We start from the raw sequence: 13,756 nt of genomic DNA, 5'->3' as shown, positions 1-13,756 counted from the left end.
CGGTAGGCCGGGATGTGCTCGACCGGGCCGACCTTGTGGAACTGGGTCGGCTGGCGCGTCGCCGGGTCGAGGCTCGGGCGCCGCTCCCAGACCGCCCAGCCGTCGTCATGGTGGCGCGCGGCTAGCGTGGCGGCCCGCTGGTGCTCCGCCAGCGCCGGGACGTCCTCGTTCCCCCAGGCGGTCGCGAACAGGCCGGTCTGGTCGCCATGGTCCGGCTGGCGGACGACCAACAGCCTTCCCTCATACCGAGTGATGATCACGCCGCCCCCGGCGCCTCGCCGCGCGCCGCCCGCCTGGGCGCCACCCGCTGGCACAGCGCGTCTGCCTGCGGAAACGTCATGGACCGACCCTCGCACACCGGTGGGCGCGTGGACCGACGCGGTGCGGATCCGCACGGCCTGCGTCCACGAGTGTTCCGGGATCTCCGCGGGTCGGTGACACACTGTTCCAGTGATCGACGTGGCGGGCGGGCCCGGCGTGCGAGGCACACCCGACGGGTGGCACTTCTTCGTGTCGTACACCGGCGTCGACCAGCCGTGGGCCGAGTGGATCGCCTGGCAGCTGGAGGACGCGGGCTACCGGGTCCTGATCCAGGTCTGGGACTTCGTCGCCGGGTCGAACTGGCAGATCCGCATGATCGAAGGCATGGAACAGGCGCAGCGGACGGTCGCCGTGCTGTCCCCCGCTTACCTGTCGTCGGTCTACGGCCAGAGCGAATGGCAGGCCGCCCATCGCGCGGACCCCAGCGGCTTCGCTCGGAAGCTGCTTCCCATCCGTATCGAGCCGTGTCCCCAGCCCAGGCCGCTCGACGCCATTGTCTCCATCGATCTGTTCGACCTCGATGCGAGAGCCGCGAGCAAGCACCTTCTGGATCACGTCCGGCACGCCCTTGCCGGCCGTGCCAAGCCGGCGACTGCCCCCGATTTCCCGGCGAGACGGCTCCACCAGCCGACCAGCGAACCACTTTTCCCCGTAGACCAGCCCGAAGGTTCCGATCGGTCGATTGAGCCGAGCGACGAGCGGAAGCTCGTGGATTTGCTGGCGCACCGCCGCAGCGTGCTCGGTCCCGATCACGTCGAGACCCTCGCCGCCGCGCACGATCTCGCCGTCGCTCTCAGGAGAAACGGGAACTACCGGGCGGGGCGCCCGCTGATCGAAGACACCCTGATACGACGCCGTCGCGTCCTCGGTCTCGACCACGTAGACACCCTCAGCACTGCCCACGAGCTTTCGCTGGCTCGCTACGGAGACAGGGATCACCAGGCGGCGCGGGCTCTCGCCGAGGACACGCTGGAGCGGTGCCGTCGCGTGCTCGGCGCCGACCACGCCGACACCCACGCCATCGCGAGCCTGCTCGGCTCGGTATCGAGTCGGTGACGAGGTCGCCGTCGCTCCGCGACAGCGCCGCTGGCCCTGAAGCGGTCGCGAACGCCTCCGTTCCACGACCGCCTCAGGGCCAAAGCGGCGATCAGGCCACCGGCACGCTTCGATTCCGTGGGTTGAGCCGGTGGCCCGAATCGGACGGTGAATCAGGAGGCGGGGGCGACTGACTTGCCGGGGACGAGCTCGCCGCAGATCGGGGCCGCGCCGGAGACGAGGGTGAAGGTCTTTCCGGTGAGCTTGGTGACCCAGAGGCAGTTGTCGGCGCCGCCGACGATCGTGACCCGGTCGTTGATGTCGACGGTGTGGCTGCCGAAGAGGCCCATGGCGTCCCAGTCGTGGATGTTCGACAGCGCGCCGATCAGGGACGCGGAGGTCGGCTGGGCGCCCGCGGCCTTGAGCGCGCGCACGAGGAGACCGACGGAGACGTAACCGTTGTAGGAGCCGTACGTCGGCGCCGTGGCGATGGCGGCGCTCTTGAAGTCGGCCTGCAGCTGCTTCGTCGCGGCCGTGCCCATTTCCACCGGCTCATACTGGAGGATGAAGTAGACGCCCTGGGCCTGGTTCAGCGCGCCCGGGCCCGCCTGGAGCAGGTCGCCGCCGTAGCCGGTGGGCAGGATCGCCGCCTTCATCGGCACGCCCTGGTTCCGCAGTCCCGTGATGAGCGCGAAAGACGTGTTCGGGTCCACGGACGCGGTCAGACCGTCGATCCCGGCGTTCTTCATCGCGAGGACCTCGGGACCGACGTCCGTGCTGCCAAAGGCGAACTTCGCGTTGAGGTACCCGACCTTGATGCCGGCGACCTGCGCGGACAGCGCCGCGGAGCTGGCCGACTCCGACGACACCGGTGAGACGCCGTAGCCGAGCGAGGCGAGGTTGGTGATACCCAGGAGCTTGTACAGTTTCCCGTTGGTCGTCGCGATCTTCGTCTGTTGCAGCGGGCCGACCACCGAGAACATGTTCTTGGCGGTGGTCCATTCCGGCCCGTCCTGGCTGACGCCGATCACCGGGACGTTGTGGGCCGTCAGGTAGTTCGAGGCCGTGAACAGGATCGCCGACTCGGCCAGCACGACGCTGACGTGGTCCTGCGTGACCAGTTTCTGCGCCGCGGCCAGAGCGGTCGCCGGGTTCGTCGCGGTGTCCGCGAGAACGTACTTGACCGTGTAGCCGTTACGGGAGGCGTAGTAGGTGCCGGCCTTGACACCGTCGACGAACGTCTTGTTTCCCGACGACGCCGGTCCGGTCACGTCGGTGAGCACACCGATCGTGATGCTCTTCTTCGGGGCGGCGGTGTTGTCGCCCTTGTCGCCGCCACTCGACGAGCTACAGGCGGCGGCCAACACAGTCGCCGCCGCGACCACGGCTCCCCATAACAGGCATCGTTTTCGGACCACCGACTCACCATCCGTTCGTCTCGGCCGCGCGGCTGCATTCCTTCGACGGCTTCGCCCGGCATCCCCTGATCTCGACATCGACCTCAATGTCGAGGTCGATAGTGACCTGAGACACACCACGGGTCAAGTGGACAGGTCGCGGTGCTCATGATCAGCACGCTGGGCATGGTCCGTCGGCCGCGGGCCCACCGAGAACCCGGGCGGCGCGGGCTCGGGTCGCCTAGATCCGCATGAGCTGGCCGCCGTCGACGCTGTACTCGCTGCCGGTGATGAAGCTCGCCGCGGGCGAGACGAGGAAGGCGACGACCTCGGCGACGTCCTCGGCCGTCCCGGCGCGGCCGACGAGCAGGTCCTTGCCCAGCCGTTCCGCGACGACGGGGTCGAGCATCGGAGTCGCGATCGGGCCCGGGATCACCGCGTTCACCCGGATCCTGTCGCGACTGAGCTCGCTGGCCGCCGACTGGGTGAATCCCCGCAGCGCGAACTTCGAGGACGAGTAGGCACTGTGGTGGGCGAAGCCGCGCAGGGCGGCCGTCGACAGCGTGTTGACGATCACGGCACCTGCTCCTGGGCCGCGGCACGCAGCGCCGGCAGCGCGGCCTGGACGCCCAGGAAGGCGCCCAGGAAGTTGACCTCCCACAGCGCGCGCATGCCCGCCGCGGTCTCGTCCGCGATCGAACCGCTGCGCAGGACGCCCGCGTTGTTGACCAGGACGTGCAGGGCGCCGAACCTCTCGACCGCGGTCTCGACCACCGCCCGCCAGTCGTCCTCCTCGCGGATGTCGCCCTGACAGTCGATGACTGACCGGTCATCGCTTTCCGGACGTACCAGGTCCATCGCCACCACCGAACAGCCCTGCGCTCGCAGCCTTCGGACAATCGCCGCTCCCTGGCCTCGTGCGGCTCCCGTGACGATCGCGACGCGGTCGGGCATGCTTTCTCCCTCTCATTGTGCGGAACACTGCTCGGCCACCCGGAGCTCAGGTGCACCCGGAGGTCAGGTGAAGAGGTAGGACTGGGGATCGACCTGATGGGTCATCCGCCAGTAGTCGACCAGGCGCCACGGGCTCAGCACGTGCACGCGGCCGTCTTTCCCCTTGTACCAGGAATGCCTGACGGCCGGATGTGCCCAGACTGTGCCGGCGAGCTCGGCCTGGAGCCGTTCGACGTAGTCGTCGAAGGCCTCGCGGGTCACCTCCACCGACCGGTGGCCGCCGGTCAGAAGTTCCCTGAGGCAGGACCCGATGAACTGCATCTGGCATTCCGAGTGGAAGATGATGCTGCCCGCGTGGGCGAGGTTCGTGCCCGGCCCGTACATCAGGAAAAGGTTGGGGAAGTCTGGCACGGTGATTCCGAGGTGCGCCGCCGGGCTGTCGGCCCACCGCTCTCTCAGCTCGACGCCGCCCCGGCCGGTGACCTTCATGGGCGCGAGGAACTCGTTGGCCCGGAAACCGGTGGCGACGATGATGACGTCGACCTCGAAGCGCCCTCGGGCGGTGACGACGGCGTCCGGCTCGACCCGGACGATCTCGTCGCGGACCAGTTCGACGTTGTCCCGGCGCAGGCAGCGCAGCCAGCTTCCGTCGTCCTGCAGCAGCCGTTTGCCCATGGGCGGGTAGTCGGGAACGACCTTGGCAAGCAGTTCGGCGTCGTCACCGACCTGGCTCTCGATCCACGCCAGCAACCCCTTGCGCCGCGCCTCGCTCGTCGCGCTGGCAGAGTGCGGCATTCCCGGCCACTGGGGGTCCACGCGGACCAGCTCCAGCGCCTTGTCGCTGGCCTGGTAGAAGAGCATGAACCGGTACCAGGCCGCGTAGCCGGGCAGATGGCGCATGGCCCAGGTCGCGCCCTCGCCGACCGGCGCCCGGTACTTCCGGTTCGGCGCCATCCACTGGGCGCTGCGCTGGAACACGACGAGGCTCTCGACGTCGCCGGCGATCGCGGGGGCGATCTGGAAACCACTCGCGCCGGCGCCGATCACCGCGACCCGCTTTCCGGCGAGGCTGACCGAATGGTCCCAGCGGGCCGTGTGGAAGGCCGGTCCGCTGAACTCGGCCAGGCCCGGGATCTCGGGCATCAGGGGGCGGTTGAGCTGCCCGACCGCAGAGATGACGACGTTCGCGTCGAGCCGGTTCTCCCGGCCGCCCGGACCACGGGCGACCAGGCGCCACAGCGAGGCCTCGTCGTCCCAGGTCGCCGACAGCACCTCGGTGTTCCACCGGACGTGGGGCGCGAGGCCATGGCGACGCATCACCCCCTGGAAGTACGAGAGCAGCTCGGGCGCCTGGGAGAAGTACTCGCTGAAGGCGTGGCTGGGCTCGAACGAGTAGCAGTAGAAGTGGTTGCCGACGTCGACCCGGCAGCCCGGGTAGCTGTTCTCCAGCCAGGTTCCGCCGGCGTCCGCGTTCTTCTCAAGAATGGTGAAGGGCACGCCGGCCTGCGCCAGTCGCAGGCCGGCGAGCAGGCCGGACTGGCCGGCGCCGATGACGACGACGGACAGGTCCTGCCTCGCCGCGGCGGCGACCTCGGTGAGATCCAGGCGCCGGGGGTCGTCGCCCCGGACGTTCATCTCCTCCATGAACATCTCGGCGTAGTCGTCGGTGACCGGCTCACAGACAAGCCACGACATGACCTCCCGCACGCGCGAGGCGGACGGCGCCGCGACAGGCGGGCAGCCGGCGTCCCGGTACGCCCGGATCGCCGCCAGCGCCGCCGTGCGCGCCGCGCCCATCTCCTGATCGGTCAGGCCGCCCTGGAAGTCGTTCGGAATGAAGGTCCGCGGTCGAAACGGCCCCTCCAGAAAGGACCGGTCCCCGGTGAGGTGAACGACGGCCGCCACCAGCGTCGGAACGCTGACGTCCTCCAGGTAATCGGCGATCTGGTCATCGCTCTGGGTAATAGGAGGAATGGCCGCGGGTAATGGACCGTCGGTTTCCCTGGACACCTCTGGCGACATTCTTCCTCCTGCTGGCGAACGTTTGGGCCGGCCGGCGGTCACGTCAGGTCGAGGGCCACTCCGCTGAGTGCCTCGACCGCGCGGGCGACCTCGGGACCGGGCAGCGGCCGCATGATGTTGTGCTGCACGGCTCCGAGCAGGTAGAGATGCACCGCGCGGGCCCGCTCCTCGGCGTCCGGCACGCCACAGCGGTCCAGGGCCGTCTCGAACAGCGCCCGGATGGTCTCGAAACAGGCCAGCACCTCGGCGTCCACGCCCCTGGGCCAGGCGTGCGCCAGGTACGACGTCCACAGGTTCAGGCTGTTCAGCCGCGCGGGATCGTCCGGTGCCGCCGCGACGGCCGCGGGCGGCAGGAACGTCCGGACCAGGACTCCGAGCGCCTCCCGGCCGTCCGGCGCCGCGTCCATGCGCGCGCGCACCTGCTCGGCGAACTGCTGCAGGAACGTCAGGACGGCGAGGTCGACGAGCTCGCCCGCGTTGTCGACGTAGTAGTGGACCGTGCTCTTGGTCAGGCCAGCCTCGTCGGCGACGGCCCGGATGGTGCACCCCGCGATCCCCGAGCGCGCCACCAGGCGGGCGGCGGCCTGCGCGACGCGGGACCGCATCGCCTCCTGGTTCGGCGACCACCGCGCACCCGGGACGGACGCGTTTCCCGCCGGCGTGGCTACCAAAGGGCCCGTCATGCCGCCTACACTCCGATCCGAACAGCTGATCCGGACAGGCGTCCGAGATATTCGGACACGCGTCCGAATCCTAGCGGACGAGGGCGGACGCCACGGCCGTCAGAGCCCTCCCCACCGCCCGCCACTGCGGAGCGTAGTCACGTCGCCCTTCTTGACCAGCGATGTGCGCCACCTCACTATGAAGCTCGATGTTGAGGTCGATGTCGAGCTTTGGGCGGCGCGTGACGACGCGAGGCCGCCCGGCGACGTAGTGGAAGAAGGCACCCGCATGGCAGACGCCGGCGACTTAGCCGCTGTGAGTGACGTTGCCGCTTTGACAACCGTGTTCGACGCCGACAACCACTACTGGGAGTCGAGCGACGCCTTCACCCGCCACCGCGACCCGGCCTTCGCCGACCGGGGCCTGCGCGTGGTCGAGGTCGACGGCACCCGCCGCTACTTCCTCGGCGAGCACCCCCACCCGATCCTCCCCGGCCCCGGCGACGCCCACCCGCGACCGCGGCCCGGTGCGCTCTACGACTACTTCGCCGGGCGCTCCGACAAGGGCTCGATCGGCGCCGAGCTCGCCTGCGAGGTGCCGGCCGAGCATCCCGAGTGGTTCAACCGGGACGCGCGGCTGGCCCGCATGGACACCCAGGGGCTCGAGGCGGCCTGGATGTTCCCCTCCCACGCGGTCTGCCTCGAAGGGCCGATGCAGCCCGACATCGAGGGATCGCTGGAGGTCCTGCGGGCCTTCAACCGCTGGCTGGAGGAGGACTGGGGCTTCGCCTACCAGGACCGGATCTTCGGCGTTCCCTACCTGTCGCTGTCGGACGCCGAAGGTGCCGTCCGCGAGCTGGACTGGTGCCTCGACCACGGCGCCCGGGTGGTGAGCATCCGCAACGGCCCGGCGTTCACCCCGGACGGCACCCGCTCGCCCGCCGACCCCGTGTTCGACCCGTTCTGGGCCCGCGTCCAGGAGGCGGGCGTCGTCGTGGCGCCACACGCCGGCTTCGACGACGGCTACCGCGAGGTCGAGGCGGCCATCGCGCGGGCCTGGGGCTACCGCGCCGCCGAGCGCGGCGGGGACACGAACGCGATCACGCTGTCCGAACCGTTCGTGACGATGCTGATGAAGCACCGCCTCGTCCAGGACTTCGCCGCCGCGCTGGTGAGCCACGGCCTGTTCGAGCGGTTCCCCCGGCTGCGGGTCGCCTACATCGAGAACGGCGGGACGTGGGTCGGCCCGCTGCTGCACGGCCTGGAGCTGCTCGCCGCGCAGAACCCCGGCCTGTTCCGGACCTCCCCGGTCGAGCAGTTCGTCGAGCACTGCTGGGTCGCGCCGTTCGTGGAGGACGACGTGAACGCGCTGGCCGCGCACCTGCCGGCCCGGCGCATCCTGTTCGGCTCGGACTGGCCGCACGCCGAGGGCCTGGGCGAGCCGCGTGACTTCCTGACCGGGCTCGCCGGGTTCAGCGCTGAGGACCAGCGCCGAATCATGGTCGACAACGCCCGCGAGCTGACCTTCGGCTGACCCCCCGTCACACGCCGTGGGATTTCCTTCTGGAAAGGACAGCTACAGATGTTCGGACACTTACTCAGGCGGCTGCCGGTGGTCTCCGCCATGGCCGCGCTCGTCGTCCTCGCGGCGGCGGCGTGCTCGTCGGGCGGATCCTCGGCCGCCGGCAGCTCCGCCGGCGCGGGCGCCGCGCCGATCAAGATAGGCGCGATCTGCACCTGCTCCGGCTTCAGCAGCGAGACCGCGATGGTCTCCACCTACAAGGCCTGGGTCGCCCAGACGAACGCGGCGGGCGGCATCAACGGCCACCAGCTCCAGCTGCTCGTCGAGGATGACGCCGGCAACCCCGGCAAGTCCGTCACGGCGGCGCACACCCTGGTCGGCAAGCACGTGCTGGCCATCGTCGACATGACGAACGACGACGAGACCTGGGCGTCCTACGTCGCCACCGCGAAGATCCCCGTGGTCGGCGGCGGCACGTCGACGACCCCGATGTTCACCAACCCGGACTTCTACCCCGAGGGCCAGACCGAGCAGGCGCTGTTCCCCTCGATCGTGCAGTCGGCGAAGACGGCCGGCGCGACGAACCTCGGCCTTATCTACTGCGCCGAGGCCGTCCAGTGCCAGGAGGGCATCCAGCCGCTCAAGGACACCGGGAAGTCACTCGGCCTGCCCGTCGTCTACGCCGGCGAGGTCTCGGCCACCGCGCCCAACTACACCGCGCAGTGCGTCGCCGCGAAGCAGGCCGGCGTGACCGCGCTGTTCATCGCGGACATCACCGCCGTCGCCGAGAAGGTGGCCGGCGACTGCGCCCAGCAGGGCTACCACCCGATCTACGTGGTCGACGGCGAGATCCTCGCGAACCAGTTCCTGACCGCCGCCGGGCTCAAGGACAGCCTCGTCTCCCCGTCGCCGAACCTGCCCTACTTCGCCGACGCCCCCGCCGTCACCGCCATGAACACGGCGCTCGACAAGTACGCGCCGGGGCTGCGCACCAACGCGACCGACTTCACCGAGATCGCGGACGAGGGCTGGGTGTCCGGTCTCCTGTTCGGTGCCGCGGCCAAGGCCGGCGGGCTCGGCGCGGGCGGCGGCGAGCCGACCTCGGCCCAGCTCGTGGCCGGCCTGACCGCGCTGAAGGGCGAGACGCTCGACGGGTTCGCCCCGCCGCTGACGTTCGCCGCCGGCAAGGCCCACCCGATCGGGTGCTGGTTCGTGACCGAGGTGAAGGCCGGCGCGTTCAGCGTGCCGAACGGCACCACACCGACCTGCGTCACCACCCAGTAGCCGACCGACTGCCCCGGCGCCGGGCGCGGACTCACCCTCCGCGCCCGGCGCCGGCCCGTACTGGAACCGGAGCGCCGGCGTGCACGACTTCCTGCCCTTCCTCGTCATCGGCCTGGCCAGCGGCGCCGTCTACGGCATGGCCGGCCTCGGCCTCGTCCTGACGTACAAGACGTCTGGCGTCTTCAACTTCGGCTACGGCGCCGTCGCGGCGCTCGACGTCTTCCTCTTCTATTACCTGCGCACCGAGCTGGGCCTGGCCTGGCCGCTCGCGGCGCTGGTCAGCGTGGGCGTGTTCGCCCCGCTGCTCGGGCTGGGGCTGGAACGCCTGGCCCGCTCGCTTGAGAACGCCAGCGACACGATCAAGGTCGTGGCGACCATCGGCCTGGTCCTGATCGTGGCGGGTCTCGGCCAGCTGTGGCATCCGACGACCGCGCCGACGTTCCCGCACTTCCTGCCCCGCTCGACGGTGCGCCTGCTCGGCGTCAACGTGACGTGGGAACAGATCATCATCTTCCTGTTCGCGCTGGCCGCGTCCGCCGTGCTCTACCGGTTCTTCCTGTCGGTACGCCTCGGCGTCGTCATGCGGGGCGTCGTGGACGACCAGGACCTGGTCGCGATGTGCGGCGACGACCCGGTCCGGGTCCGCCGCTGGGCCTGGGTCATCGGCGCCGTGTTCGCGTCGGTCGCCGGCCTCATGCTCGCGCCGGGCCTGTCCCTGGACGGGGTCACCCTGACGACCGCGGTCTTCGCCGCGTTCGGGGCGGCGGCGATCGGCTACTTCTCGCACCTGCCGCTGACGTTCGCCGGTGGCCTCGTCATCGGGGTCGCGGGGGCCATCGTCGACAAGTACGGCGCCACGGTCAGCTGGATCGGTGGCCTCCCGCCGAGCCTGCCGTTCCTGGTGCTGTTCGTCGTCCTCATCGTGCTGCCCCGCCGCCGGCTCGACCGGCGCCGGACCGGCGCCGCGCTGCCGGTGCGCCGCCCGTACCACGCGCCGGCGCCGGTCCGCTGGGTCAGCGGGCTCGTCGCGCTCGGCGTGCTCGCGGTCATCCCCGTGATCCAGGCCGGCCACCTGGCCGTCTGGTCGGCGGCGCTGATCGACATCATCCTGTTCCTGTCGCTCGGGCTGCTGGTCCGCCAGTCCGGCCAGATCTCGCTGTGCCACCTCGGCTTCGCCGCCGTCGGGGCCGCGGCGTTCAGCCACCTGGCCGTCGGCGCCCACCTGCCGTGGCTCGTCGCGCTGCTGCTGGCGACGCTGATCGCGATCCCCGTCGGCGCGCTCGTCTCGATTCCCGCCGTGCGGCTGTCCGGGGTGTTCCTGGCGCTCGCGACGCTGGGCTTCGGCCTGATCCTCGAAGAGGTCTTCTACACGCGGCGCTTCATGTTCGGCACGACCAGCATCGGCGTCCCCGACCCCAGGCCGCTGGTCCGCCTCGGCAGCTGGGACCTGTCGAGTGACCGGGGCTTCTACTACCTGATCCTGGTCGTCGTCGTCCTCGTCGTGCTCGTCGTGACCGCGATCAGCCGCAGCCGGCTCGGCCGCCTCCTGGAGGCGATGGCCGACTCCCCCGTCGCGCTGGAGACCCACGGCACCACCTCGACGGTGCTCAAGGTGCTGGTGTTCTGCGTCGCCGCGGCGATGGCCTCACTCGCCGGCGCGCTGACCGGCATGCTCTACCAGTACAGCGTCGCCAGCTACTTCCAGTCGTTCAGCTCGCTGACGCTGGTCGCGCTCGTCGTCATCGTCACCGTAGGCGACCCCTGGTACGCGGTGATCGCCGCCATCGGCTACTCGGTGCTCCCCGGCTACATCACCTCCTCCGACGCGGCCACCTACCTGCAGGTCCTGTTCGGCGTCGGCGCGGCGCTCGCCGCCTACGGCGTCCGCGCCGGCACGGTCCCGACCCCGCTGCGCCGGCTGCTCGACCGCCTCGGCGGCCGCGCGCCGGCGCCGTCCGAGCCCATCGCCGCCGTCGTCGACGACCTGGCGGAGACGGCCGTGCCTGCGCCCCGCCGGCCCCTCGGCGAAGGCCTGACGGTCCAGGACCTCACCGTGCGCTTCGGCGGGGTGACCGCCGTCGGGAATGTCAGCCTGGAGGCGCCGCTGGGCGTCATCACCGGCCTCATCGGCCCGAACGGCGCCGGCAAGACGACGACCTTCAACGCCTGCAGCGGCCTGAACCGACCCAACGGCGGGCGCGTCCTGCTGCACGGCGCCGACGTGACCGGCGAGGGACCGGCCCGCCGCGCCCGGCGCGGCCTGGGCCGGACGTTCCAGCGCACCGAGCTGTTCGACAGCCTGACCGTCCGGCAGAACGTCGCGATGGGCCACGAGGCCGGGCTCGCCGGCCGCAACCCGTTCACCCAGGTCCTCGGGTCGAGGCGGGCGACCCGCGCGATCGCCGCCGCGACCGACGAGGCGCTGGCCCTGACGGGCATCGGGCCCCTCGCCGAGACGCAGGTCGGGCTGCTGCCCGTCGGCCAGCGCCGGCTCGTCGAGCTCGCCCGCGTGCTCGCCGGCCGTTTCGACGTCCTGCTCCTGGACGAGCCGTCCTCCGGTCTCGACGGCCCGGAGACGGCCCGGTTCGGCCGGGTGCTGACCGAGGTCGTGCGGGCGCGCGGCTGCGGAATCCTGCTCGTCGAGCACGACATGACCCTCGTGCGATCGGTGTGCGACCAGGTGTACGTGCTGGACTTCGGGTCGCTGCTGTTCACCGGGACGACCGAGGAGATGGCCCGGTCCCGGCGGGTCCGGGCCGCCTACCTCGGGGAGACCGAGGACGATCCGGCCGCGCCGGACGCCGTCACGACCCTCGAACCCGCCGCCCGGGACAGGTGAACGCCACCATGTTGAGCCTCCACGACGTCACCGCCGGCTACGGCGGCACGACCGTCCTGCACGAGGTCACCCTGACCGTCGGCGCGGGCGAGGTCGTCGCCCTCCTCGGCCCGAACGGCGCGGGCAAGACCACGCTGCTGCGCGCCGCGACCGGCCTGCTGCGCCCGCGCACCGGCCGGGTGGAGCTCGCGGGAACCGACCTCACCGGCCGGCCCCCGCACGTGTTCACCCGCGCCGGTGTCTGCCTGCTGCCCGAAGGCCGCGGGATCTTCCCCTCGTTGACCGTCCGGGAGAACCTGATGGTCCAGGCCCGGGGCAGAAGCCTCGACGCGGCGGTCACCACCGCCGCCGGCCTGTTCCCGATCCTCGGCACCCGGCTGCGCCAGACGGCGGGCAGCCTGTCCGGCGGCGAACAGCAGATGCTCGCGCTGGCCAGGGCCTACCTCACCGAACCGTCGGTGGTCCTGGTGGACGAGGCGTCCCTCGGGCTCGCCCCGATCGTCGTCGACACCATCTACGAGGCCCTCGGTGAGCTCGCCCGGCGTGGCGTCTCGCTGGTCGTGGTCGAGCAGTACGCCCAGAAGGCCCTCGCCATCGCCGACCGGGTCTACGTCCTGCGCCGGGGCACGATCGTCCACACCGGCCGCGCCGACGAGACCTCCACCGACGAGATCTACCGCGGCTACCTGGGAATCCCGGCCTAGCGCCGGCATCGGACCTCGTGGCCGGGGCATTGATCGCCGTTTCGGCCCTCCCATGGTCGTGATCAGGCCGTCTCCACAACCACGGGAGGGCCGAAACGGCGATCACCAGCACCAAGGTGGGAGGCGGCTAAGGCGCTCCGGGTGGCGCCGGCGGCGGCGATGGCGGGGCCGGCTGCGGCACGGGAGGGGCCGGTGGCGGCGGTGGGGCGGCCGGTGATCTCGCGGCCAGCTCGGCCTCGATGTCCGGGAGCCAGAACGCGACCTCCAGGGTCTTGAGGGCCGCCCACCGGGACAGCTCGTGCCCGGCCCGCGTCGCGCCGACGAAGCCCAGCAGGAAGGCCGCCAGGCAGAACGCGGGAAATCCCCGGTTCCAGTCGGCGGCGAGCTCCACGGTGGCGACGCCGGCCGCCAGGAGCAGCGCGAACCCGGCGTTGCGCAGCGCGATTCCGCTGGCTCGCAGCCGGCTGATCTCGCTGGCCGAGTCGGGCGCCTTGACCTCGATGGCCGCGAAGACGATCGCCGGGTCGACCTGGACGAACGCCATCGACCGGGCGGCGGGGAACCGGTCGAGGAACTCCTGGCGGGTGCCACCGCCCGGGCGCAGCCACCGCGGCATCCGCCGTCCCAGGAACCGGCGCGGGGCGTAGGTCAGATGGCCGAGCAGATAGCTGGCGAGGATGCCGCCGACGATCAGCACCGTCGAGTTGAGGTCGCCCACCTGCCCGAGCTCGACCCACGACTCCCGGTCCAGCACGTACAGGAGAAGCGCGAGGTAAAGCGAGCCGGGCACGGAGTAGGCGAAGATGTCGAACACGCCGAGGCTCAGGTTCATGTTGTCCTCTGTCCGACCGATCCGCGACCACGATCGTAGAACCGTCGGCAGAACGACTTCGGACCCGTGGGCCATAGCCGGACGCGGTCGGGCGACAGCGGTGCGGGGCCTCATGATCGGGTGGGTTTGGGGGGGGCCCCGGGGGCCCCCCACGCCCCCCCGGAGGGAGCGGCCCGCCCAACGC

Annotated in this window: 10 protein-coding genes and 1 pseudogene; 5 read left to right on the top strand and 6 right to left on the bottom strand. The window is 71.1% G+C overall.

The genetic code is table 11. From position 1 onward, the window contains the following. Positions 1 to 260, bottom strand: a 260-nt coding sequence (locus I6A60_RS27125) for a DUF3891 family protein (RefSeq protein ID WP_203023637.1), incomplete at its 3' end; no start/stop codon positions are given. Positions 261 to 450: 190 nt separating this feature from the next. On the opposite strand from I6A60_RS27125, the gene I6A60_RS27120 reads away from it, so the two are divergent. Next, positions 451 to 1,377 (top strand): toll/interleukin-1 receptor domain-containing protein, encoded by a 927-nt coding sequence (locus I6A60_RS27120; protein WP_307873890.1) that lies wholly within the window; start codon positions 451 to 453, stop codon positions 1,375 to 1,377. Positions 1,378 to 1,529: 152 nt separating this feature from the next. On the opposite strand, the gene I6A60_RS27115 is transcribed toward I6A60_RS27120, so the two are convergent. The 4 genes and pseudogenes from I6A60_RS27115 to I6A60_RS27100 all read right to left on the bottom strand — a co-directional run bounded on the left by I6A60_RS27115 (position 1,530) and on the right by I6A60_RS27100 (position 6,412). Continuing rightward, positions 1,530 to 2,774: an ABC transporter substrate-binding protein gene (locus I6A60_RS27115; protein WP_203023639.1), complete on the bottom strand. Its 1,245-nt coding sequence runs from the start codon at positions 2,772 to 2,774 to the stop codon at positions 1,530 to 1,532. A gap of 220 nt (positions 2,775 to 2,994) precedes the next feature. Further along, positions 2,995 to 3,707 (bottom strand): annotated as a pseudogene (locus tag I6A60_RS44195) (SDR family NAD(P)-dependent oxidoreductase). Positions 3,708 to 3,770: 63 nt separating this feature from the next. Further along, a complete protein-coding gene (locus tag I6A60_RS27105) occupies positions 3,771 to 5,729 on the bottom strand; it encodes an NAD(P)/FAD-dependent oxidoreductase (protein ID WP_203023640.1) in 1,959 nt (652 codons plus the stop codon). A gap of 38 nt (positions 5,730 to 5,767) precedes the next feature. Continuing rightward, positions 5,768 to 6,412, bottom strand: a complete 645-nt coding sequence (locus I6A60_RS27100; RefSeq protein WP_203023642.1) for a TetR/AcrR family transcriptional regulator — start codon at positions 6,410 to 6,412, stop codon at positions 5,768 to 5,770. 268 nt (positions 6,413 to 6,680) lie between these two features. Here I6A60_RS27100 and I6A60_RS27095 point away from each other — a divergent pair, with 268 nt between their 5' ends. The 4 genes from I6A60_RS27095 to I6A60_RS27080 all read left to right on the top strand — a co-directional run bounded on the left by I6A60_RS27095 (position 6,681) and on the right by I6A60_RS27080 (position 12,740). Continuing rightward, complete coding sequence (locus I6A60_RS27095; protein ID WP_203023643.1) at positions 6,681 to 7,925, top strand: amidohydrolase family protein; 1,245 nt, start codon at positions 6,681 to 6,683, stop codon at positions 7,923 to 7,925. A 48-nt stretch (positions 7,926 to 7,973) separates the two neighbouring features. Next, complete coding sequence (locus I6A60_RS27090) at positions 7,974 to 9,197, top strand: ABC transporter substrate-binding protein (RefSeq protein WP_203023645.1); 1,224 nt, start codon at positions 7,974 to 7,976, stop codon at positions 9,195 to 9,197. Positions 9,198 to 9,276: 79 nt separating this feature from the next. Then, positions 9,277 to 12,036, top strand: coding sequence for an ATP-binding cassette domain-containing protein (locus tag I6A60_RS27085; RefSeq protein ID WP_203012029.1), 2,760 nt, complete (start codon positions 9,277 to 9,279; stop codon positions 12,034 to 12,036). Positions 12,037 to 12,044: 8 nt separating this feature from the next. Further along, entirely contained in the window at positions 12,045 to 12,740 is a 696-nt protein-coding gene (locus I6A60_RS27080) for an ABC transporter ATP-binding protein (RefSeq protein ID WP_203012024.1), read from the top strand. Between the two features lie 127 nt (positions 12,741 to 12,867). Here I6A60_RS27080 and I6A60_RS27075 read toward each other — a convergent pair whose 3' ends face one another. Beyond that, positions 12,868 to 13,572, bottom strand: coding sequence for a hypothetical protein (locus I6A60_RS27075; protein WP_203012022.1), 705 nt, complete (start codon positions 13,570 to 13,572; stop codon positions 12,868 to 12,870). Positions 13,573 to 13,756: the final 184 nt, after the last annotated feature.

This window comes from Frankia sp. AgB1.9 (assembly GCF_016786355.1).
GTDB lineage: Bacteria > Actinomycetota > Actinomycetes > Frankiales > Frankiaceae > Pseudofrankia.
This window is presented reverse-complemented; position numbering and strand designations above follow the sequence as displayed.

Excerpts from the sequence above, each read along its gene's own strand:
- I6A60_RS27095 (WP_203023643.1), top strand. The coding sequence starts at position 6,681 with ATGGCAGACGCCGGCGACTTAGCCGCTGTGAGTGACGTTGCCGCTTTG.
- I6A60_RS27105 (WP_203023640.1), bottom strand. The coding sequence starts at position 5,729 with ATGTCGCCAGAGGTGTCCAGGGAAACCGACGGTCCATTACCCGCGGCC.
- I6A60_RS27100 (WP_203023642.1), bottom strand. The coding sequence starts at position 6,412 with ATGACGGGCCCTTTGGTAGCCACGCCGGCGGGAAACGCGTCCGTCCCG.
- I6A60_RS27090 (WP_203023645.1), top strand. The coding sequence starts at position 7,974 with ATGTTCGGACACTTACTCAGGCGGCTGCCGGTGGTCTCCGCCATGGCC.
- I6A60_RS27075 (WP_203012022.1), bottom strand. The coding sequence starts at position 13,572 with ATGAACCTGAGCCTCGGCGTGTTCGACATCTTCGCCTACTCCGTGCCC.
- I6A60_RS27080 (WP_203012024.1), top strand. The coding sequence starts at position 12,045 with ATGTTGAGCCTCCACGACGTCACCGCCGGCTACGGCGGCACGACCGTC.